This is a genomic window from uncultured Pseudacidovorax sp. (genome assembly GCF_913773995.1).
GTDB lineage: Bacteria > Pseudomonadota > Gammaproteobacteria > Burkholderiales > Burkholderiaceae_C > Xenophilus.
Map to the genome: position 1 here is coordinate 1 of NZ_CAJYES010000246.1, position 20,913 is coordinate 20,913.

16 protein-coding genes and 1 pseudogene are annotated in these 20,913 nt (G+C 62.3%); 6 read left to right on the forward strand and 11 right to left on the reverse strand.

From position 1 onward, the window contains the following. Positions 1-91 precede the first annotated feature (91 nt). The 9 genes from QZ772_RS23565 to QZ772_RS23605 all read right to left on the reverse strand — a co-directional run bounded on the left by QZ772_RS23565 (position 92) and on the right by QZ772_RS23605 (position 12,853). Positions 92-1,111, reverse strand: a complete 1,020-nt coding sequence (locus QZ772_RS23565; RefSeq protein WP_295531924.1) for a lambda-exonuclease family protein — start codon at positions 1,109-1,111, stop codon at positions 92-94. A 199-nt stretch (positions 1,112-1,310) separates the two neighbouring features. Then, positions 1,311-2,276 (reverse strand): DUF932 domain-containing protein, encoded by a 966-nt coding sequence (locus QZ772_RS23570; RefSeq protein ID WP_295531927.1) that lies wholly within the window; start codon positions 2,274-2,276, stop codon positions 1,311-1,313. A 68-nt stretch (positions 2,277-2,344) separates the two neighbouring features. Further along, a complete protein-coding gene (locus tag QZ772_RS23575; RefSeq protein ID WP_295531929.1) occupies positions 2,345-2,584 on the reverse strand; it encodes a hypothetical protein in 240 nt (79 codons plus the stop codon). A gap of 588 nt (positions 2,585-3,172) precedes the next feature. Then, positions 3,173-7,324 carry an ATP-binding protein gene (locus QZ772_RS23580; protein ID WP_295531932.1) on the reverse strand — a complete coding sequence of 1,384 codons (4,152 nt, stop codon included), beginning with the start codon at positions 7,322-7,324 and terminating at the stop codon, positions 3,173-3,175. A 321-nt stretch (positions 7,325-7,645) separates the two neighbouring features. After that, positions 7,646-9,403 (reverse strand): UvrD-helicase domain-containing protein, encoded by a 1,758-nt coding sequence (locus QZ772_RS23585; protein WP_295531935.1) that lies wholly within the window; start codon positions 9,401-9,403, stop codon positions 7,646-7,648. Next, positions 9,385-11,412 carry an ATP-dependent endonuclease gene (locus QZ772_RS23590; RefSeq protein ID WP_295531938.1) on the reverse strand — a complete coding sequence of 676 codons (2,028 nt, stop codon included), beginning with the start codon at positions 11,410-11,412 and terminating at the stop codon, positions 9,385-9,387. The genes QZ772_RS23585 and QZ772_RS23590 overlap by 19 nt, the downstream gene beginning before the upstream one ends. A gap of 94 nt (positions 11,413-11,506) precedes the next feature. Next, positions 11,507-11,704, reverse strand: coding sequence for a hypothetical protein (locus QZ772_RS23595; protein ID WP_295531941.1), 198 nt, complete (start codon positions 11,702-11,704; stop codon positions 11,507-11,509). 56 nt (positions 11,705-11,760) lie between these two features. Then, positions 11,761-12,528 carry a hypothetical protein gene (locus QZ772_RS23600; RefSeq protein ID WP_295531944.1) on the reverse strand — a complete coding sequence of 256 codons (768 nt, stop codon included), beginning with the start codon at positions 12,526-12,528 and terminating at the stop codon, positions 11,761-11,763. Positions 12,529-12,559: 31 nt separating this feature from the next. Further along, positions 12,560-12,853, reverse strand: a complete 294-nt coding sequence (locus tag QZ772_RS23605) for a hypothetical protein (RefSeq protein WP_295531947.1) — start codon at positions 12,851-12,853, stop codon at positions 12,560-12,562. A gap of 123 nt (positions 12,854-12,976) precedes the next feature. Between QZ772_RS23605 and QZ772_RS23610 the strand changes: the two genes are divergently transcribed. Next, positions 12,977-13,240, forward strand: coding sequence for a hypothetical protein (locus QZ772_RS23610; protein ID WP_295531950.1), 264 nt, complete (start codon positions 12,977-12,979; stop codon positions 13,238-13,240). Positions 13,241-13,631: 391 nt separating this feature from the next. After that, entirely contained in the window at positions 13,632-13,952 is a 321-nt protein-coding gene (locus QZ772_RS23615) for an Arm DNA-binding domain-containing protein (protein ID WP_295531954.1), read from the forward strand. Between the two features lie 598 nt (positions 13,953-14,550). On the opposite strand, the gene QZ772_RS23620 is transcribed toward QZ772_RS23615, so the two are convergent. Continuing rightward, entirely contained in the window at positions 14,551-15,126 is a 576-nt protein-coding gene (locus QZ772_RS23620; protein ID WP_295531986.1) for a recombinase family protein, read from the reverse strand. A 741-nt stretch (positions 15,127-15,867) separates the two neighbouring features. Here QZ772_RS23620 and QZ772_RS23625 point away from each other — a divergent pair. The 4 genes and pseudogenes from QZ772_RS23625 (at position 15,868) to QZ772_RS23640 (ending at position 19,474) form a co-directional block, all read left to right on the forward strand. Next, on the forward strand, positions 15,868-16,530 hold the full coding sequence (locus QZ772_RS23625; protein WP_295531957.1) for a hypothetical protein: 663 nt from the start codon (positions 15,868-15,870) through the stop codon (positions 16,528-16,530). A gap of 193 nt (positions 16,531-16,723) precedes the next feature. Next, positions 16,724-17,731: a hypothetical protein gene (locus QZ772_RS23630; protein ID WP_295531960.1), complete on the forward strand. Its 1,008-nt coding sequence runs from the start codon at positions 16,724-16,726 to the stop codon at positions 17,729-17,731. 302 nt (positions 17,732-18,033) lie between these two features. Then, positions 18,034-18,411: pseudogene (locus QZ772_RS23635) on the forward strand (transposase); the annotation flags it as partial. 496 nt (positions 18,412-18,907) lie between these two features. Continuing rightward, positions 18,908-19,474, forward strand: coding sequence for a recombinase family protein (locus tag QZ772_RS23640; protein WP_295531963.1), 567 nt, complete (start codon positions 18,908-18,910; stop codon positions 19,472-19,474). A 347-nt stretch (positions 19,475-19,821) separates the two neighbouring features. Here QZ772_RS23640 and QZ772_RS23645 read toward each other — a convergent pair whose 3' ends face one another. After that, positions 19,822-20,880 carry an RNA methyltransferase gene (locus tag QZ772_RS23645; protein ID WP_295531966.1) on the reverse strand — a complete coding sequence of 353 codons (1,059 nt, stop codon included), beginning with the start codon at positions 20,878-20,880 and terminating at the stop codon, positions 19,822-19,824. Positions 20,881-20,913: the final 33 nt, after the last annotated feature.

Consider the following 20,913-nt stretch of genomic DNA (forward strand, 5'->3'; position numbering starts at 1 on the left):
AGCGCTAGGCCGTAGCCCAGCACCATGCCGATCCCCAGCACGAGCGCATAAGCCGCCAGGAACTCCAGCGGGCTCGCACCGACGGTGGTGTTCATGGCAACTCCTTGACAGTGAAGCGGCGGGTGCCTGCCTTCGGGACGCCGTAGGTCGTCAGCAGCTCCGGGTGGTCGGCCAGTAGCCGTTCCACGTCCAGGGCCGTGCCGTCCTTGCTGCGCTTCCAGCGGACTTCGCCCCCGTCGAAGCGGGCCACAGTGGCTTCTCCCATGCGCTGCTGGATCCGCTGCCGCAGGATCTCCTGCTGCTGCTCGGCCTCGGCGATGGTCTGGCGCAGCGCGAGGAGGTCGGCAAACGCGCCGCCGAACTCCAGGTCGTCCGCCAGGTCCAGCACCGTGCCGCTGTCGCGTGGCCACAGCGCCTTGAGCGCCAACGCCGCAGATTCGGACCCGTCCGCCGGCGGCGCGGTGTCTGTTTCCACGTGCCGCCAGAACCGCGCCTCCAGCTGGATCAACTTCGCAATGAGTTCGTCATCGCGCTCGATCCGGTGGATGCGCAGCTCCTGACCGCAGATCAGCACCGCCACATCCGCCGCCTGCTTGCCAGTGACGGCAAGCTGGTGCATCACCTGCAGCTGGATGTACTCGGGCACGCCGTCTTCCCAGAGACGCGCCCCGTGGTAGCCGGCCGTCTTGCACTCCAGGATCTGGACATCCGGCGCACCCAGAACCTCGCGATCCAGGTTTGCCAGCATCCAGGGGTGCTCGGGGTGTTGCAGCACGGCGTTGATCCGGCGCACCTTGTGCCCGGTGCGCCGGGTGTAGTGCGCCGCCACGATGGGTTCCAGCAGCGTGCCCCAGTACATGGGGCTTCTCTCGTCGTTCGGATCGATCTTCGGCAACTCGGCGTCGCGGCCAGTCTTGTCGAGCCAGAGTTCCAGCGGCGACGTGTACGGGCTCAGGCCGATGGCGGCTGCGGCGTCGGAGCCGCCGATGCCCTGCTTGCGCACGTCGAGCCACTGGGCCCTGTCTAGCTTGCGGAAATCCTGCGGCTTTACGAGGCGCAGGGCAGGGCGGATACGAGCCGAAGGCTCGCCCGCCCGATGGGCTTCTGCCATGGGGTTCTCCTTGGGTTGAAAGAAATGTTCAGAAAGAAGGAAGGCCAGCCGCCGTATCCCCCCGCCGCGCCACTGACGCCCAGAAGCACAAAGCCCCGGTTCCTTGTGGGGAGCCGGGGCTTTGTGCCGTCGGGGCGCCATGCTGGCGGTGATCCGGGTCGTCGCCGAAACGTTGGAGGGGATGAGGATTGCGGCATGCTCAGGCCACCAGTTGCAGGGCAGCGTCGAGGGCGCGTTGCTTGATGCCGGCGCCTTGGCCGAACCAGGCGCTGTCCAAGCGGTACTCCTGGCTGCGGGCCCGGCGTTCGTGGTCGACGTATTCAGTCACCGCGCACAGCAGGCCCCAGGCAGTGCCCTTGGCGGCCTGCAGCTCGGCGCCGCGGCCCTTGCCTTCGTAGAGCTCCTGCACCTTCTTGAGGGCGCGCTCGTTGGTCAGGGCCTGCGGCTCCGCATGACCGTCCGCCTGGCACATGACCTTCAGCAAGTAGTTCAGCGACTCGTGCGTCTTGACCTTGCGCTCGGAGAGCGTCTTCATGCGGTACATGAAGGCGTCCCAGCTGGAGACGGCGATGCAGAGCTGCTTCTTGACGGCCTGGGCGTCAAAGCTGGTGCTGTGGGGCACCTTGACGGCGTTCACCGCGCCCTGCAGGGCGATGGACAGCGTGTTGTTGCAGACGACCCTGACGGTGGTGGGCGTAGCGGTGGTGGCCAGCGTGCCGTCGCAGGACGTGGCCAGCAGGATGTAGCCCTTGACGGTGTCGTTGCCCTTGAGCGCCGACTCCTTGCCGGTGCGCGCCAGCGCCCAGAACTTACGGCCGGCCTTGAGCACGCCGGCGGTCTCCAGCTCGAAGCCGGAGACTTCGGTCAGGTCCCGGTAGAACTCCAGGACTTCGCGCGGCTGCACGACCTGATACCGGCCGCCGACGACGGACAGGGGTGCCTTGGTGTCGCTGCGGTAGAGGACCTTCTGGTCGTCGAAGGTCATGATGGATCCGAGCGCGCCGGCCTGCTCGGCCATGTATCGCACGGGCGTCTCGCAGATGGTCCAGTCCATGCCGGCCTGCTGGGCCCATACCTCGATGGGTTGCTTGGGCGGCAGCTGGTTGCCGAGTTCATGCCAGGGGGTTTGGCCGACGTAGGCCATTTGTTGGAGAAGGTGTGCCATGTGGGTGAAGATGAAGCGGTGAAGGAAGGACGAGGGGTGATGAGGAGGGGAGGCGGGCGGCGGAAAGATCACGCCCGGTGGTGCGAGAAGACATGGCCGCAGCTGAGGCAGCGGCAGTTGCTCAGGACGGAGCCGTCGATGGCTTCGCCCAGCGTGGCGCCGACGGCGCAGCCGGCGATGCCGCCGCTGAGGCCGCCCAGGATGGCGCCTGCGACCGCGCCCAGCGGATGCATGGAAGGAACGGCTTCGGCGCCGAGGCCCATGCCGAAGTGGGCACCGGCGACGGCAGCCGACAGCGCGGCGGACATGCCGCCAGCGGCTCCGGCGATGGTGCCGATGGCGGCGCCTGTCTTCTTACCGAGGTCGCGGGAAGACAGGCGGGGGGACCCGCAGGATGGGCAGATAGGCGCCGAAGCGGTACTGCTGGCGGCACGCTCGAACAGAGGCCCGTCGTCGTCATAGCGGTTTGAGGTCGATGGCATAGGCAGGGTCGTTGAAGAGGGGAGGCCTTACTGCGTCGAGCAGCGGACCGGACGGCAAAAAGCCCCAGCTCGCTTTGGAGCGAGGCCGGGGCTTGGTGAAAGCTGGGCGACTATGGGCGCCTGCTCATCAACGACATATGTGGTTGAAGAAATCTAGGATCAGCGATAGCTGCGCGGGAGGACCGTTACGCAGCGTCGTCGGTCACTCGGGCGCAAAGGCCGAATGCACGCGGACTGGCATCAAGCGGTCGCTTGGCCCGGCGACTGCGAACAGCACGGAAGGTCAGCAGTACGAGGTACAGCGGTCGCTGGACTCAAGCAAGCCCTCAGTGCCGCTCCGCGGACTGCCTCTCCGACCTGAACTTGCGGTGCCGACCCATTGCAGCCGTCCGACTCCCGGCCGGAACGGCGCGATCAACAGTTGAACGGACGCTTTGTCTCGCTCAGCACCTGAGGCAAGCCTGATGGCAAATAGGTCATCCAGGTGAAGAGGTCAATCTGGGAGCCATCACGACCGCCCTGCGAGAACAACCCGCGATTGGCGAATCGGCGGTAGACCAACGTGCGCTGGGTCGCTTCCAGATAGCCGTTCAGCGCGTCGCGTCGGACGAACAGGCCATTGCGTCGCTTCGCGCGCGTTTCGAAGGCAACAAGCTCGCCATTGCCATCGACCCAGCCGCGTTGCCTGTCCCAAACTAGCCCGAGGCGCTTCACCAAGTCCTGGCAGGGCACGCTGATGGACTCTGGTCGCTCAGGTGTTGTGTACGAATAGTCGTACTCCCACTCGCCGCCCCGCAGAAGCCCGACCTCCGAGAAGTCCATGCCCTTGGGCCCTCGGTAGAAGTCGCCCTCGTCAGCAGCCTGCTCGAAGACCGGGCCATCGGGATACTCTGCCAGATAGCCTCGATACCAAAGTGCGCCTTGGCTCTCGAAGGCAGCTCTACCCTGGCTGTTCGGTCCGAAGGCAGGCAAGCATCCCGTCACGAACAGGCTTGTGTAATAGACGTAGACGCCCAGATGCGACTCGGTCCACGAGCGTTCCCCTGGTGGCTCGTCCCTATCCCTGGCGCTCAGCGACAGCGTCACCCACTCTGTGCCGTCGTTCGAGGTACGAACGATGCAGTCGCCATGCGGCGTAAAGTCGTCGGTCCGCACCCACTGTTTGACGTCGCCCGTCCTGTCAGGGAAGGCGTACCTTGGCCCTTGGATGACCTCGTGGGGATAGTCTCGCGGCGGCGTGATGTCCCGGACGTCAGTCAAGTCGGCCTTGCGGACATCGACAGACCACAAGTGGGCCGGGCCGGGCTTGCGACCCGAGTAGGAACTCTTGGGCTGCACGTTGTCGGCCAGCACGCCCAGCAGTCGATGAAGCAGTGTCCAGTAATACTTCTTGCCGAGTCGGTCGGCGTATCCTTTGCGGCCGCGACCGTTGCCGAACTCGCCGCTGATGGCGCGGTCCGTCCTAATAGCGCACTGGTTGGTGCCTGGGTAACCGAGCCGAAGAACCTCGACCATCAGCCAGCAGGCGATGTTCTCGTGAGATATACCTGCGGCATCGAGGTCAAAGTCGCGAATCTTCGACTCGACTTGGTAGCGCCAGAAGTCAGGCAGCATGCCCGATCCCCAGAGCTCCATGTTTGTGGGCAGGTGCTCCAGGTCTAAGAGCGACTTGGCATTAGGTAGTGTGGGCCAGATGGTGCATGTTGGCACCTTAGATGGGAAGGCATCCAGACGCTTCAGCGTGGCGGCGTCCAGCTTGTCACGGCCAATCAATTGGCCGAGCAACCGCACGGAGTCACGGACGAGGACGTTGGGGGAATCGAAGGTCGGGCTCAGCAGACCTCTGAAGGCCGGGATAAACGCCGCTGCGCAATGCCGCTCCAGCAGACACGCGCTGTAGATGGCAAGTGCGATGCTCTCCAGGATGTAGTCGTCATCACACCCCTGAAACTCGCCGGTCAACACTTTGCCGAGGTCAGGCTGGATCGCCAGCAGCCTCGCCATCGCCTTGGCGGACAGGTCGCGCACTCGCCGGTCTGCAACAGATGTAAGCCACGCCAAGGTCACGACCGCAAGCTCTCTGCTCTCCGCAGGCCAGCGATGCACATTCGCCTTGAGAGCAGCATTGATGAGGGACCAGACGGCGCCCTTGTCGTCAAAGGACTTGAAGGCTGCAACCGATAGGAACGCGTCTCGGTCGACCAACGGTGAGTTCTGCAGGAACGGGCTCAGCCAGTTCGATGCGTTCAGCCGGTGTCGCGGGACCAGACTCACGCGGATGCACATGTCGTACACCTCGCGCCACAGGCCCGGGGTGCGCAGAGCACCGTATACATGGTCATCAACGTCGTAGGTGACGCTCTCCCTGGAGCGCCAGACCATCGCGCGAACTAACAGCCGGTGCGCGAGTGCTGGTTCAACCCCGAGAGATCCCTCGGTGATTTCCACACCGACCTGCTCTGGAAGAACTGCCGCCAGCGCTTCGAGCACACCTTCATCTTCTGGGGTGAGGGCGGCGAGCTGGCTCGCAAGCGATGAGGCATCCAATCCCTGTGGACCGGTCAGTCGTTCGACGATGCCACTGGCTCGAAGAATGTCTCCGTACCGCTGGTATCCGAGCCGAACAAACCAGGTGTCGTGGTCGCCGGCCGAGAGGATGACGAGACCTTCGTGTTCAAGCTCCTTGAGCAGGGACTCGGCCGAAACTTCGTTTCCGACTACGGCCGACAGTACGGCCGTGCACGCCTCCCAGGTTCGTTCCTTTGGCAGGTTGCGCGTGAGAACTTCGGACAGTCGCAGCATCGCCGCGCGCACCAGATTCTTCGGGTTCGTGTAGGCCAGCCTGCCCCTAACAAGGCCGTCGCAGTGCTTAAGGTGGCCATCCAACAGGGCGGCAAAGCCTGGAAGTGAAACATCCAACGACGTGCGGCCCTCATCTCGCAACGTCCTGCAGGCTAGGTGCAGGAACAGCGGGTTGCCCAGCTCGGGCGAGAACAGAGGCGTGATTTCCGCATCGAGTCCGTAGTGGGTGGCGAAGGCCTCCACCGCTTCGAACTCGTACCCCGCGAATCCCGAGTGCTCGAACGCGTAGCCTGGGAACCGTGCGTCGACGACCAGGTCGCGGTACGTATCCCGAGTCGAGACGCAAACCCTGAGACCTGGGTACGGCGTGCACTGGGCCAGCAGCTCCGGCAACTTGCTCTTCCATCGCGCATTTCTTGGGCTCTCGTTCAGCGCGTCGATGTAGACGACGAACGGCAGCCCCGTGTTGTCTGCGCATGCCTGCAGACACTCAAAGAGTGTTGCGCGTGCTACATCAGCGCCAAAGCCGAACTTGCTGCGAATCACCTCCCAGGGCTCACCTCTGCCAAAGTCGTCGCCAAAGACGACCAGTGAGTAGCCGCCTCGCGCCAGCCTGCGGCGTGCGGCACTGACAATGGAGTGGGTCTTCCCGATGCCAGCCGGGCCTACCAACAACAGGGAGCGCGTCGTGGCAGCACCCATCTCCGGCGACGAGAGTGCGGTCTGAAGTGCATGCGCCGCTTGCTCCCACTCACGCGCCGCGTCCATTTCCCCAGCCGGGAACGTGCACATGTACTCGGCGTGGAACTGCCGGAAGGAGGGGGTGTCTTTGTCTCGACCATGCTGGTCATAGAACGCCTGCTCTTGCGCAGCACGCGCCCTTTCAAGCAGCGGCAACACCGTCGACAGCCCTTGCTTCACTTCGGGTGAGTGCGATGCCAGCGAGGAGACATCGGTCATGCGCTCGCTCGCCTCAATGAGGCGTCTGAGGGTCACGCGGGCAGCGGTGGCATCGGGTTCGCTCAGAACCCCGAGTGCCTTGTCGCCCCAGCCAATGAGCGATCGTAGTTGGGTGATGACTGGTATGAGCGACTCTTCTCGCCAAGCCGCGAAGTCGCCGATTCCACCAAAGAAGTCCAGGCCGACGTGCGCGCTTGTCACGACGTCCAGAGCGGCCGTGTATCGAGGGCCGGCAAAGGCAATCGCATCGTCGAGGCACCGCTGAATCTGTGTCAGGGTCAGTACGGATTCGTCAAACCAATACCGCCTCATTCCGCCGTGTGGGTCAGCTGCATGGATTTGCGCGCGAATGACCGCTGCAGTGCACAGAGTCACCGATAGCGCGGAGCCTGCCGCCTTGGCAGTACCCTCGACCTTCTTCTTCCACTCCTCGAATCGCTCAGCCTGACTCTTCCCTCGGGCACCTGCCGCGACCCTTCCGGTCAAGTCGAAGGGGATGTAGACCCAGTATTTGCAAAGTGAGGGGTGGTTCTTCAGTGCCGTCGCGAGCGAGTCGTCAATCTGACGCATCTCCGCATCGCCGAGCTGGAAGAAGTACTTGGCCTGAACGCCTGCGACGCTTCCGTCGGGCATGCAGTAGTACGCCTCGACGCCGCCGTCACCACCATCGCCGCGTAAGCTGACGAACGTCGAGCCTGCGGGAAGGTGAAGGGAAACCTTGAACAGCTGGACGGCCAGAGCTTCGAAGCTGTCGTTCCTGCTCTTCGGAGTGCTGCGAATCCTGGTGAAGTCGAGCGTTGCCATACGTAATTCTCGCCGGCATTTTCGAGTCCTGACTGCCGTCATGACCGCGCGCGGCGAACCCATCGTCCTTTCTGATATCGCCGAACTAACCGGCCGCTAGGCACGTCGGCTGGAGCACTCTGCATCAGTCAAAAACCGGTTTCGGTCTTGCCCGACATTCAATCCACGAGCTTGAGTGTCTGCAACCAGTCTGAAGCCGCCAATTGGCACCGGACTGGCACCTATGCAGCGAATGCTGTCCTCCGCGTCTTGAACCTGGATTCACGCTTTGGGACCGGAAGCAGTCATCGGGTCACCGGTCGACGATTCAACCGCCGAAGGCTACACCTCAAAGCAACGATCAGCGCCGAACAGCGCCTGCAGCCGCGCTGTTTTCGCCGCAGATGCCTTGCCCATGTCGATCACAGCGAGCCTCTGTCGCGCCCTGGAGCAGCAGACGTAAAAGACATTGCGAGAGCGGTTCGCACGTTCTGGGTTCGCCGCGTCGTCGGCGCCGGACAGGTACTTGTCGAATGAATAGAAGTTCCACGCAGCGCCGGAATCGTCCAGTACCACCAACACGGTCTCGAACTCGTCACCCTTCACCCCATGCTTCGTGGAGAAAGGCGTGCTGGTCATGAAGAACCGAGCGAATGCAGCGACCTGTGCGTAGGGAAGCGCAAAGAGTGCCGAGTACAGCTTCACGTCCGCCTGCTCTCGCTCTTTCGCGGCTTCATCCATCTCCGCCGTGAGGATGGGTTGGCTGTTCCCGAGGCGGATGCTCAGGTCATCGGTCAGCGGGAAGAGCTGACGATCTCGAACCGTCTCCAGCACTTCCCGAACAGTACCCGAGCCGCGCTTGTCGATCAGCGTGTTGAGCGCGTCGCGGACGCCTGACTTCGCGGCGCGACTGGGAAGCCGGTGACCCGCGCCATGAAGCCTGCCGAGCGTCTCGCCGATCTGTCCCTTCTCCCAGGCCTGCGCCAGCGGCTCCACCTTCTCCAGAAAGAAGGCGATCCGCCGATCAGAACCATCGGTGAGGGCATCTTTGGCGAAGCCGCCTCGATCCGCAAAAGCCTGCAGGAGGTCAGCGAAACCGGCCTTGCGGGCAATTAGCCTATGGGTGAGGTAGAGCTCACGCGTGCCGTGGTCAGTTAGATCCCAAGCAAAGGTGCCCGTCAGCAGTTCTCGCGCGCGCTGAAGGCCTGCCTCATCGGCTGCACCCCCGACTCGGATGTACGCCGCATCGCCTTGCACGTTCCTGTTGCCTGGGACCTGTGTGATGTCGGTCCGGATCTTGTTCAGCACGTTGATGACGCTGAGGGAGCAGCGGCGGTTCTCACGCTTGACGATCACTTCCAGCGGCGCGGCGAGATCCGCCGGCAGGGTACCGATCCCCTTGTGCTCGCCGTGGTGATAAATGTTCTGCATCTTGTCGCCGAAGAATCCCAGAACGACCTTGTCACCGACCAAGGGCAGGATTCGGCGAAGCAGGATGTCGACAACCGCCGCACTGGTGTCCTGGTACTCATCGACGAAGATGTAGGGATAGCGGCTCGCCACAATCCGCGCCAGCTTGTCGTACCTCGCATAGGCAATACGGGCGATCGACAGCAGGTCGTCATGAAAGATTCGACCATCGAGGAACTTGGAGCCTCGGTCCGAATACTTCACCTCGAGCCGACCGTCCACCTTCGCCTGCAGTTCGGCCTGATCGACTCGACGCGCGCTTGTCGGCGGGAGCGCCTCGTTGAGATCGAGCAACGCTTGTCGGAGCGCTTGCTGATGGGGCTGCAGCGTGCTCCAGAGAAAGTCGTGGATGGTCGAGACCCGCACCAAGCTGTTGCCTTGAATCCGCTCGATCACTTGATCCTTGGCCACATTCGTATAGGTGATGCAGGCAATCTGCTGCCCATCCCGTTTCAGCCTGTCCGCGAGGGTTGGTGCACACAGCTTCTTGAGACCCTCGACCAGAGAGTACGTCTTGCCCGCGCCAGCACCTGCGTCCAGCACGAAGCTTCGGCCGTTCGTGAGGCAATCGGCGATGCGCTCGTCTGCCGTCTTTTCAGGCTGTGCTGCGGCTATTGTTTCGCCAACCATTCGAGCCCCTCTCGGATGTATTTGGGTGTTGCCCAGCCACTGTTGGCCAGAAGATCAAGCGCAAAGTCGACCTTCGGCAGGCTGATCGCATAGGCGTCGGCGGTCAGAGCCGCGGCGTCCGCATGGGTGAAGGTGTTGCCGGTGGCGAGCAACTGGGCCTTGTTGGCAAGCAGCCATGCTGCATTCGCATACACAAAGGACTCCTCGAAACTTCGTGCACAAGGTTGGCCAGCGGCTTCCGCGATTTGGTAGGCGACTCGAACGCAGCCGGAGGTCTTCTCCGCTTCGCCAGCTGCCATCAGTTTGGGCAGCTCGGCACTGCCCGGCAGCCACTTCGACAGGGTCGCATTGCTGCTCGCGTGGCCGCTGGCGACAGGTGTCTTCTTCTTGGTGGTGCCGTTGATCGAGTCCAGATCGGTGATCACGAGCGCTGGAAGTTGCAGAAACTCGATCAGCTTCTGGAAAAGATGCGCGTACGCACCACCCACTTCCACCGTACAGACATAGGTCGAAGTGAGCTTGTCGCGAAGTGCGGCGTCGAGCGCTGCGATCAGCCGGGGCAAGAGCATGCGCTCCACTTGCCCTTCGATGAACACGAGCTTGTCGCCAAAGAACATGTCGCATCGCGTCGTCGTGAGGTACTTCCGAAGAAACTCCATCGCGGCCTTCTCGGGGGCGGTCTTCGCCGAAGCCTCGAAGGACAGCAAGTCCTTAATCTCGACCCTGCCCTTGTTGCGCCGGAAGTAGCGAATCGGCGCGAAGCCGCAGTTGGCCGCCATGTGCGACGAGTGCGTGGTCAGCAACAGCTGCACGCCAGTCTCGCCGGCCGCGGGTGCAAGGAACTCGCTGACCTTCTGGACGAACACCGCCTGCATCTGGGGATGCATGTGGACCTCCGGCTCCTCGACGACCACTAGGTGCACCCGTGGACGGTGCTCAGGGTCTGACTCGACGTCCTCACGGAACGACTTCAAACACAGGACGATGTAGATCAGGTTCTTGAACCCGAGACCGTTGTAGCGTTCAGGCAGCTCGAAGGCCTGATCGATCGCCGCCGCGGCGCCGTCGGCCGGCAATCCCGCAGCGGCGATGGCGGCGTAGTAGACACGAGTTGTGTCCTTGAAAAGCCCATCGGCGCTGAGCTCGGCGCGGACGGTCAGCTTGGGTGACTCGGGGTGGCCAAACTTCGCGAGGCCCTTCATGAGGCCATCAAAGGCCTTGACGTACTGAGGGCCGAGCGCCGTGGACTGCTCTCGCAGCGTCTTCTCAAGCGCCTTGAAGTCGCTGGGCGCGTCGACCTTGTAGCGCCGCTCGTAGTGGGCGTGGAGCAAGGTCGACAAGCGCGTGGCCTTGCTGCCCTCCTCACGATCGTCGATGTGGCGCTGCGCACTGACGACATCGATGCGAATCAGCCGCTGCAGGATGCCGCGGTCGGGCAACCTCTCGGCTTGGGTTCCGTCAGGGCTCAGCTTGAACTGATCGAGCTTGTAGTGGTCATGCAGCGTGACGGCAAGGTAGTCGGCGAAGGACTGTTCATCGTCACGATCGTTTAGGTACGCCTGCGCCAGTTGCTGGGGGTTTGCAGGCCCGAATCGGATCTCGACGGTGACCGTCGTGGACGCATCGTCCAGGTCCATCAGAAGTTCGCCTGCGAGTGCCAAATCCGGACCGGTATCGTCGTAGTCGAACTTCAGTTGCAGCGACAAGACCGGCAGCGCAGGCAACGGCGGGGGCTCAGCAGCTGGAGCTTCATCCGCGGCTGCCGCTGCTGGTGGCGTCAGGACGTGTGTCTCGAACTTCTTGAAGGCGTCACGGCAGCCAAGGGAGAAGTCGTTGATCGACAGCTGCTTGATCGGCCTTTGCAGGAATGCCAGCATGGCCTCGATGGTCGAGGTCTTGCCGCTGTTGTTGGGGCCCACCAGGATCGTCGTGATGCCCGTCGTGTCCAGCCGCATGCGCGCGTCCTGCAGCAGCCGGAAATTCTTTATGACTATCTCGGACAGCTTCATGCCCGTTCTCGCTTTCTCTTATCGTCGCAGGCGCTGCACACCCCCCTGAACGACTTGGCCCCGATCGGCGGGTGGTTGACGATGAAATCAATCGCTAGAGTGTGCTGTCGGTGATGTGCACGTAGTCGGCGAAGCCCTTTTCCGAAGCCAGGTTCTTCAACACCGAGTACACCGGACTCCGCCGGTCCGCAAGATTGCCGTAGTCGGGCTCGGTCCAGTTCCAGTACTCAGCTCCCAGCAGCACCAGCGGGCTCTTCAGCCGTCCGTGGTGCGCTAGTAGTTCTGGAGACATTTCAGCCCTGAGTGCGTGCCGCTCCGCTGCCTGGTGCGCGGCTGGCGCCATGACGTTCACATCACTCCTGTTGTCTTCAGAGCTCCGAGAAGGTTGTTGCCAATCGACGTGATCGACTCCATGGCTGGCAGCGACGCCAGCAGCGCTGCCAAGATCGCACGTTTCGGTTTTCCAGAGGCAATCTGTGCCTCGACCTCATCGACCACGTCCACTGCGGCGCCACGTTGCTCCTCGGAGAGCGGTGCCCTCTGAATCTCATCTCGTAGATCCTGGATGCAGTTCATCACCGTGCTGCTGACCGTAACTGAGTTGACCGAGTTGTCGATCGACTGGTGTTTTACTCGAGCGTTGTTTCCGTTGATGTGGTACGTGATATGTGCAGGAGCACTTCCTATGTCACTCGCGACGCTGCTCAAGGACGCCTCTACTTTTGATCGCTCCATGGCCATTACATAGTCCTTGTAGTCGCGGGCGAACGGGATCAGCAACTGACGGGTGAGGCTATGCAACTCACCGGTAACGTTGCGCCCAACGGTGTAGTACGTGTGCGCGAAATTCAATAAACCTCGCGGTTCGCGTGCGAGCTTCTGAACCAATAGCCACTGCAGACCAAGTACCTCATCCGCGTTTTCAGGCCAGGCGAGTCGGGCCGACCCCACCATGCTGCGTTGTGACCTCGAACTGGCTTCTAGGAAGCACTCTACATCTAGACTTGCCGTTAGCTTCTGGTTGAGGAGGTCCAGTGATGAGTCTGCAAAAAGTCGGGCAAAGGTCAGGAAATGCTGCTCGAAGGTTTGCGAGGTTGCCGCTTGCATGTCGAACAAGGCATTGTTAATCCGCTTAAACAGGACCTCCCTATTCGCCATCTGACTCTTCCCCTTTCAGCCGTGCCGCAGCTGCCTTCTCGATCACGGCAGTCCTGAACGAATCCTTCATCTGAACTATCAGTGGACCGACGATCGGGTTGTTGGCGTACTTGCCCAGCCGCTCATCTACCAACCGCTCGGACTCAATGATCGCCGCCTCGACGCTCTCTGGATCCTCGGGATTGAACGACAAGGTGCCGAGCTCGCCATTGACGGCCTCAAGCGCTCTCTGCGCCTCCGCCAAAGTTCTTTGCAGATCGTCCAGGCCTTTCATAAATGCCATTGCGATTCCTCCCTATTGGTCTGTATGGGCGCACATGGATGCGACACCGCAATAACACCGTTGAGCCATATTCGGTTCATTTCATACTCCATCATGAAACTTAGGTGCAGCGTAGCGCAAGGAATGCTCGATACCAGCTATTGTGAGCTCTGTTTGCCGAGCGATGAACCGCAACCGCTGCTTTGTCGACCGTGGCAGATCGAAGACGAAGGGCGGCAGTGGGTCGGTCTGTTGAGTTCGCTCGGGTCGGAAGCGGTCATCGGCGACACGCTGGCCAGTGAGGACCTGTCGGCCATTCCGTTTGGTTGCGCAGCAGACGCTCATGGCGATCGCCGTCGAAAGGCCGGTTCTGGCGCGAGCCGACGCTCGCTCTCCCGGAACGAGTGACCGTCACCAGTCTGTAGCGGACACAAGGTAGCCCGTAGGTGCGGCCGATGCGTGCTACCGCTTTACTCCGCGACAATCGTCGCAGAGCACGTGCCCGTAGCAGACGCCCACACCCTATAAGCTGACGGTAGTTTTGGCGGTATGGGCCATTTCGGCGGCAGCTGTTGCCACGATAAATCAAACGCTTAGATCGCAGATGAGGGTCCTGCTGGGGGCACCACAGACTGGTCCATTGATGGCCAACATCTTGCCGGCCTGCTCGACTGCGCCCTTTAGCGTGGGCTTGCGAGGAGCCAAGCGTCCAACGGAGGGCGATGGCGGTTGTCCAAATCCGTCATTTGGAACGGTAGTTTCGATGGTACCGAGCGTGCCGTCGTGAGAACTTACCGTCATGCTCTTAACCGACGTCGCACGCCGCAACGCCAAGCCCACGGACAAGCCCCGCAAGCTCGCGGACGGGGACGGCGTGTACCTCCTCGTCAACAACTCTGGCAGGTACTGGCGGTGGGACGATCGTTTCGCCAGCGAGCGCAAGACCCTGGCCCTCGGCGTCTACCCGGAGGTGAGCCTTCTCCAAGCGCGTGAGCGGTTGCAGCAGGGGCGGGCGACCTTGGATTCCGGCATCGATCCCATGGTGCATCGAGTGATCGCAAAGCAGTCGATCCGTCGGGGGGCTGCCAACACCTTCAGGGTATGGCCGAGGAGTGGCTGAGCCACCAAGCAGGACGGCGGGAGAAGGCTGGCTGGGCCACGCGGCGCTGCTCGGCCGAGACGCCGGACATGGCCGCAGCAGTTCGGCCTGGCCCAGCGGCTCTGCGGCCTCCCAGCGGTTCAAGCCCGTAGCGCCGGCCAAGCGCCACGTACTTCGCCACCACGCCCTTCAAGACCAACAGGCTCCGGGCGATGGCCTCATGCGACAGGCGACCGTGCCGCTTCAGTCTCAGTACATCCTTGATCATGCATATGTCCATCATTGGCGGTGCCATGGGCGCTGCAGCAAAAGGCGGCCGCCTATGGCTCCGCGGGTCAGTCATCCGCACCCCTTTCACTGCTTCCCGGCCTCGCCGGTGACGGCACCGGACAGGCAGACCAGGGCACGACCCGGTCATCTCTTCCAAGAAGACCTCCCTGCGCGTCTTCTTGAACGATGGTCAAGACCGGGTGGAGTCTGGCTCATGCCTGCATCCTGCCTGACGCCACGCTTGGGGCGCCAGTCGTGTGGCACGGGGATTTGCAGACCTTCCATAGGCTGGCGGACCGATGGCCTCGACGCCCCGTTTCCGCTTAACTGGGCGCCACTTCGGTGTGGCTTACGTTGCGGGAACGGATGGTTCAGGGCGTAAGAGATAGCGCCGGACGGTTCGAGAATGCACCTGAAAGTGCGCCGCCAAACGCTCAAGATCGATCTGCGCCGTGTTGGCCAAAAGATACAGCTCGTCCATTTGCTCCGGAGACAGAGCCTTCGGCCGCCCGACTTGGCCTCCGCGCCGCTTGACAGCGGCCATGCCCGCCTTTGTGCGTTCGCTGATCAGCGCACGCTCGAACTCTGCCAGCGCCGCCATCAAATGAAAGATCAGCACGCCACCAGCGGTTCCGGTGTCGATGCACTCCGATACCGAAGAGAACTGCACCTCCCGCCTTCCTAAGTCCGAGACGATATGCACAAGCGCTGAGAGCGAGCGCCCCAGCCGGTCGAGCTTCCAAACGACCAACGTGTCGCCCTTGCGTATGCGCCTTAGCGCTCGGCTGAGACCGGGCCGCTCGATGGTGGCTCCTGAAACAGCGTGGTCCGTAAATATCACGTCGCAACCCGCGCGCTCGAGAGCCTGAACCTGAAGATCCACGCTCTGCTCGTCGGTCGAAACCCTTGCATACCCAACCTTCATAACAGCCAAAAAGACATGCTGAGTAGCCGCGCGACCACGTCTCACATGCCAAGTAGTTAACGAGCAGACAGTCTAGAGATTGACAAAAGGGAACCGTTTTGTCATGTTCATTTGCAACCTCTACCTCTTTGTTTACATAGAGTAAGAAACGTATGTGTGGGTTGGGTTGTAGATATTAGGGCTTAAGGGTTCCCTTTTGTCCGCCTCTGTTCCGTCTCGTTCGGCAGAGAGGTTGACGCCAGCTCCCTGGTCGGAGGGACGCTGTGAGCGCGAAACCTGAGCTTGCCCGGCGCTTGAAGCCATCTCGGTTTGACCGCTTCGGACTGGACCGCTTGGAACGCGAACTGCGCGAACTCCTGGTCACCATTCGCGCATACCGAAACGCCATTGGCGACTATGGGTTAGGTGAAGTACCTCAAAAGGCGAGCGAAGAATCGGAGGTGCCATGCTTACCGGACCAGAGGCCGGCCCAAGGGGCGCCTGTCTCGAGCGCGAGCCCCGATCACGCACCACGCCATGAAATGCCTCGAAGCGTCAGCGAGGGGGCTCTGGGCGATACAGGCTGGACGCTTGTGGGCGAAGGTTGGCTGTTGTGTGCCCCCGACGGCTTTCGCCTGCGGCTCAACATCTGTGAGCGCGCGCTGTTGCTGGCGCTGGTGAACGCGGCAGACCACGCCATCTCGTTCGATGCGTTCTTTCAGCTCATGGCCACGACCCGTGCGGTCTACGGACACCGCCACGGTGACGCTCCCCGCAGCGGACGTTACCAACGGCTGGACTTACGCGCTGTACCAGGACGTCAATGGCAATGGTGTGCTCGATTCGTCGGACACGCTGATCACCAATGGTGCGGTGCCGGCGGCGACTCCGGGCAACCCGGTCTACCTGCTCGTCAAGGTATTTGCCCCGGGTGGCGCTGCAGCCGGAGCGACGAACGTCGCGACCGTTGCCGTGACCTTCCCTGCGGGCTCGACCAACTGCGGCACGCCGTCGGCGCAGGACACCACTACCGTGGTGCTGGGGCAGGTTCGCATGATCATGACGCAGGCCACGAACAGCGCGTGCAACGCGGCTGGCATGACGACGGCGCTGGGTGCCTTGGGCACAGCCGTCATCAGCGCCAAGCCGGGCGAATGCGTGGTCTACCAAGTGACGGCCACCAACCAGGGCACCTCGACGGTCAGCAACCTGAACCTGTCGAATGCGATTCCGGCGTACACCACGCTTGACACCTCGCAGGCCCCCACCTGCGCGTCGACCGGCATCTCGCCAGCGTTTACCAACCCCACCGGGTTGACGAACGCCTCAACTGCGGTGACCTGCGGCAACGGGACGACGGCCACCACCGTGCAGCCGGGTGGCACCGCCACGCTCACCTTCCAGGTGAAGCTCAACACGAATTAAGCAGCAGCGGTATGTATGTGCGCCGCCCCTCGGGGCGACGCCGTACTGCCTCGAAGGCTAAGTCATCGTCTATTGGGGCGATGACTTAGCCCTTCTCTGCGCGCTTTGGCCAACGCCAGAGCCCGAAGAGAAGAAGAGAAAGAGCCAGCCCGGGCGCATTGCTCGACGCATCTGCCGACAACGAAAAAAAACCGTGACACCCTCTGCATTGCAAACAATCAGGATCTGGAGCCACTGGCAACGCCTGGTGGCGTTTCTTCTTCTGCTCGGATTCGCCTTCGTGACTGCTCATGCGGCACAAGCCCCGGGCGGCACGGTCTTTCGGATCGTGGCGACGGCGACCTATGTGCCGGCCAACATGAGCCAGGTCGAGACGGTCTCTTCCAACCTGGTCACATTTTCCGTGGCCCCGGTCGAAGCCATCAACTTGACGCAGGATCAGGCCCTGGTCATGCCCCCTGGCGCGCAGTTCACACTGAGCCACCAGTTGACGAACACGGGCAACGTCAAGTCGAGCTACAAGCTCGGATGGACGAATGGCGGGGCCAACTGCCCGACCGCGGCCTCTGTTCAGCTTGCCGGCCTGAAGCTCGTCAAGGACACCAATTCCAATGGTGTTGCCGACCCGAGCGAGCCCTCGCTGGCGCTCAATACCGTGGGTGCCTTGACGCTGGTGCCCGGCGAATCGGCGACGCTGCTTGCACTTGGCACCGTTCCCGTCGTGGCCGCGGGCAACGGCAATGCGCCGGCCTACGCCGTCGGTGGCGCGGTCGACACGGCGCTGTGCGGTGATGCCCTCCTCAGCGCGATGCAGGCGCGCGGCATCGGCCTGCCGCAGGGCCGCACGGCGGGTGCACCTGATCGCTATGTCTACCCCGACAAGCAGGGCATTCCGCACGAGTTGCGCGTGTGCATGAGGACGGTGGCCTGGACGCTTCCCGGGGCTACGGCCGGCAGTTTTCAGAATGCGCCGCGTCATGTGCTGCAGTTGACGGGCTTGACGCCGGAAGCAGCAGCCAGCTTCGATGTGATGACGGATGGCGCCCTCGATGCCAGCGCGGGCGAGTTTCGACAGCAGGGGCGCGAGGCGGGATTGGGCCTCGCTGACGCGGCATGGAGCGCCAACGAGACCGCCACCTTGGACGATGTGGCCGAGGGCGAGTCCGCCGAATTGGCCGCTTACCTGTTGGTCGGGCGTTGAGCCCGCGGCCAGCGGCACTGGAGCACCTGCCTCAAGAAGCCAGAGAACAGCACCTTCGCATCAAGCTGCCCGAACTGCTTGGGCGCGCTGGGTGCAATGTCTCGAACCAGTGCTCGTTCAGGCACCCGTGACGCGATCGCCTCTCGCAGCTCTAGATGTAGCCGTTCTGTATGGACCGCCCCGGCTCGATCAGGATGTGTCTGACGCCCGGTGCCCCCGCGCCCAGGCAATGACGCCCTGCCGGTGAATTCCGGGCCGTTGGCTGTCGGAACGGCCGCCGGATCGCCGCGGAACAGGACCTCTTGGTCGAGCAGCTGCGTCACGTACTGATCGCTGATGCCGTAGTCCATCGCGAAGCAGAACCTGTTATTGCCGGGCTGCTGTACCTGCGGCACGCCCCCGATGCTTCCGACGAGGCGGTGGTCAACACCTGGGTGGAGAGCCCGTACTGGCAGTTCTTCTGCGGCGAGACCTACCTGCAGACCGAAGCGCCCATCGATCCGTCCAGCTTGACGCGCTGGCGCCAGCGCGTGGGGGAAGAGGGCGTGGAAGCACTGCTGGCCGCCAGCATCGACGCTGCCCGGCGTGGTGGTGTGATCCGGAAAGCCAGCGTGCAGCAGGTCATCGTGGACACCACTGTGATGCCCAAGGCCATTGCCCATCCCACTTACAGCCGGCTGCCGGGCAGAAGCGCCCGCATGGGGCTGTTCATTCAGGCCTCATCGCCGAGCTGATGGCCCATTTGCTTAATAACTGTGTTGCCTATCGCTGAGAACGGAATTTTTCAGGGCGGACTCAATAGGGTTTGGTGAAAATTCACGATGCAGACACATTTCTGATGCGATCGATTGGTGCGATGTCCGAATGGGGGTTGACAAGAGCAAATTCATGGCATCAGAAATACTCAGAATTCAAAGATGAAACGGTATTCGAGGTACAGTAATAAAGTTTATATATTGTAAAATTTATCTAGACGCCGGCGTTTGTTCAGACCTGGTTCATGAATGTTAATAATTATAGATGTAGTCCAGTGCTGGAATGATTTATCAGCCCAATCGGCTTCCCGCGCTCAAATATTTTTATAGAAGTTAGATTTTTCCAGTTGAATCGAGGCTTTGCCTTCGATTTGCATATCAGCCTGAATTGCCTGTTATATTTATTTCGGAATTGAAGCAAATGGCTAAAATTGGCTATGCCAGGGTATCAACTGACGAACAAAGTGTCGAATTACAGATTCTCGCACTCAGGAGGGCCGGCTGTGAAAAAATATACTCTGATCGAGGAGTATCCGGGGCAGTGTTCTCGAGGCCTGGCCTAATAAGTGCTCTTAAATGCGCAAGAGCGGGTGACACCATTGTTGTCTGGAAGCTGGATAGACTTGGCAGATCCCTTAGAGGTCTCGTCCAGATCATCGCCTCGCTTGGCGAACGAAAGGTCCAATTCGCGTCCCTGTCCGAGTGCATCGACACGAGTACGCCCGGAGGGCTATTGATTTACCACCTCATGGGAGCACTTGCAGAGTTCGAACGTGCGCTGATCAGTGAGCGCACGCGAGCAGGAATGGAGGCTGCAAAACTGAGAGGACTGCGCGTGGGCCGTCCTCGTGCCTTGAGCCAACAAGAATTAGAACAATTGGCACATCATCTCGGCCAAGAGACAATGAGCTCACTGGCCCAACGCTTTGGAATCAATGTGCGCACGCTAAGACGGTATGTCAGAGAGATTGAAAGAGAGGCGACTTAGACTGATTTACAGCAGAGCTCTAAAGAGTCGCCCTGAACAACGCGTAAGCCGTTGACCTTGCGGGAAGTTCTTAAACGGGGCGTCCGCAGGATTTGCGAGGTACAGGTTGAACGAAGCCTGTTTTCCTGCACATTCCTCCGAGGCGTCCGATGGATCCGAAGCCTTCGCAGCTACACACGGCCGAGCTGTTCCGTCCGAGGCTGGACGAGAGGGGCGCGCTGGCGTACTGACCGTCGTTCTATCGATTCGATGCAAAAGGCATGCTGGTCAGTGATACCGAGGCCGCCTGCGCATCGACACGACCGGCGGGCGTGTTCTGGCAGAACGAGCGGACATGCCGGGTCCGTTCACACCTTCTCGGGTGTCGGCGAACGCGTCGCACGATGCAAGCGCACGGCAGCCGTATCCCCACCCAGCGCCCGCGCCCGCAATTGCCCGCAGCCCCCATCCACATCCTGCCCCGCGGAATGCCGCAGCTTGGTCAGGATGCCGCGCTCGTGCAGCGTGCGCGCCATTCGCTCGCAGTGGTCCAGCGCGGGCCGCGTGAAGCCGCTGCCTTCCACGCTGTTGAAGGGGATCAGGTTGAGCACGCCCCAGCGGCCGCGCAGCAGTCGCACCAGGCCCTCGATGTCCTCGGTCCGGTCGTTGATGCCTTCCAGCAGCGTCCACTGGTACTGCACCGGGTAGCCGCTGGCGCGGGCATAGGCATCTGCCGCCTCCACCAGTTGCTCGGGCGTGAGGTCGGGCGCACGCGGCAGCAGACGGCGGCGCAGCGCGGCATCGGTGGTGTGCAGCGACAGGGCCAGCGCGGGCCGCACCGTCTGCCGGTGCAGCCGCTCGAAGGCACGCGGGTCGCCCACGGTCGAGAAGACCAGGTTCTTGTGGCCCACGTTGCCCACGGTGCCCAGGAAGTCGATGGCCTCCAGCACGCCATCGAGGTTGTGCGAGGGCTCGCCCATGCCCATGAACACCACGCGGCTCACCGGCCGCCGGGCCCGTGCCAGCGCCACCTGCGCCACGATCTCGGCGCTGCGCACCTGGCGCAGCAGGCCGGCCTGGCCGGTCATGCAGAACTGGCAGCCCACCGCGCAGCCGACCTGCGACGAGACGCATACGCCGCCGCGCGGCAGCAGCACGCTTTCCACCGTCTGGCCATCGGCCAGGCCCACCAGCAGGCGTTCGGAGCCGCCGGCGCCAGGGTGCACGGCCTGCACGCGCGCCAGTGCCGCCAGCTCGGCATCGATGCCCGGCAGTTCGGCCAGCAGGCCGGCCGGAAAGTAGTTGGCGGTCGGCCGCTTGCCGCCATCGCGCGGCAGCGCCTGCGACCAGGTGCGCAGGATGCGGTGCTCGTGGCTGGGGCCCGCGCCGGCGGCGCGCAGGCGAAGGCGCAGGTCGTGGAGATGCATGTCTGAGTGGAGGCGAGCCGTACATGCTAGCGC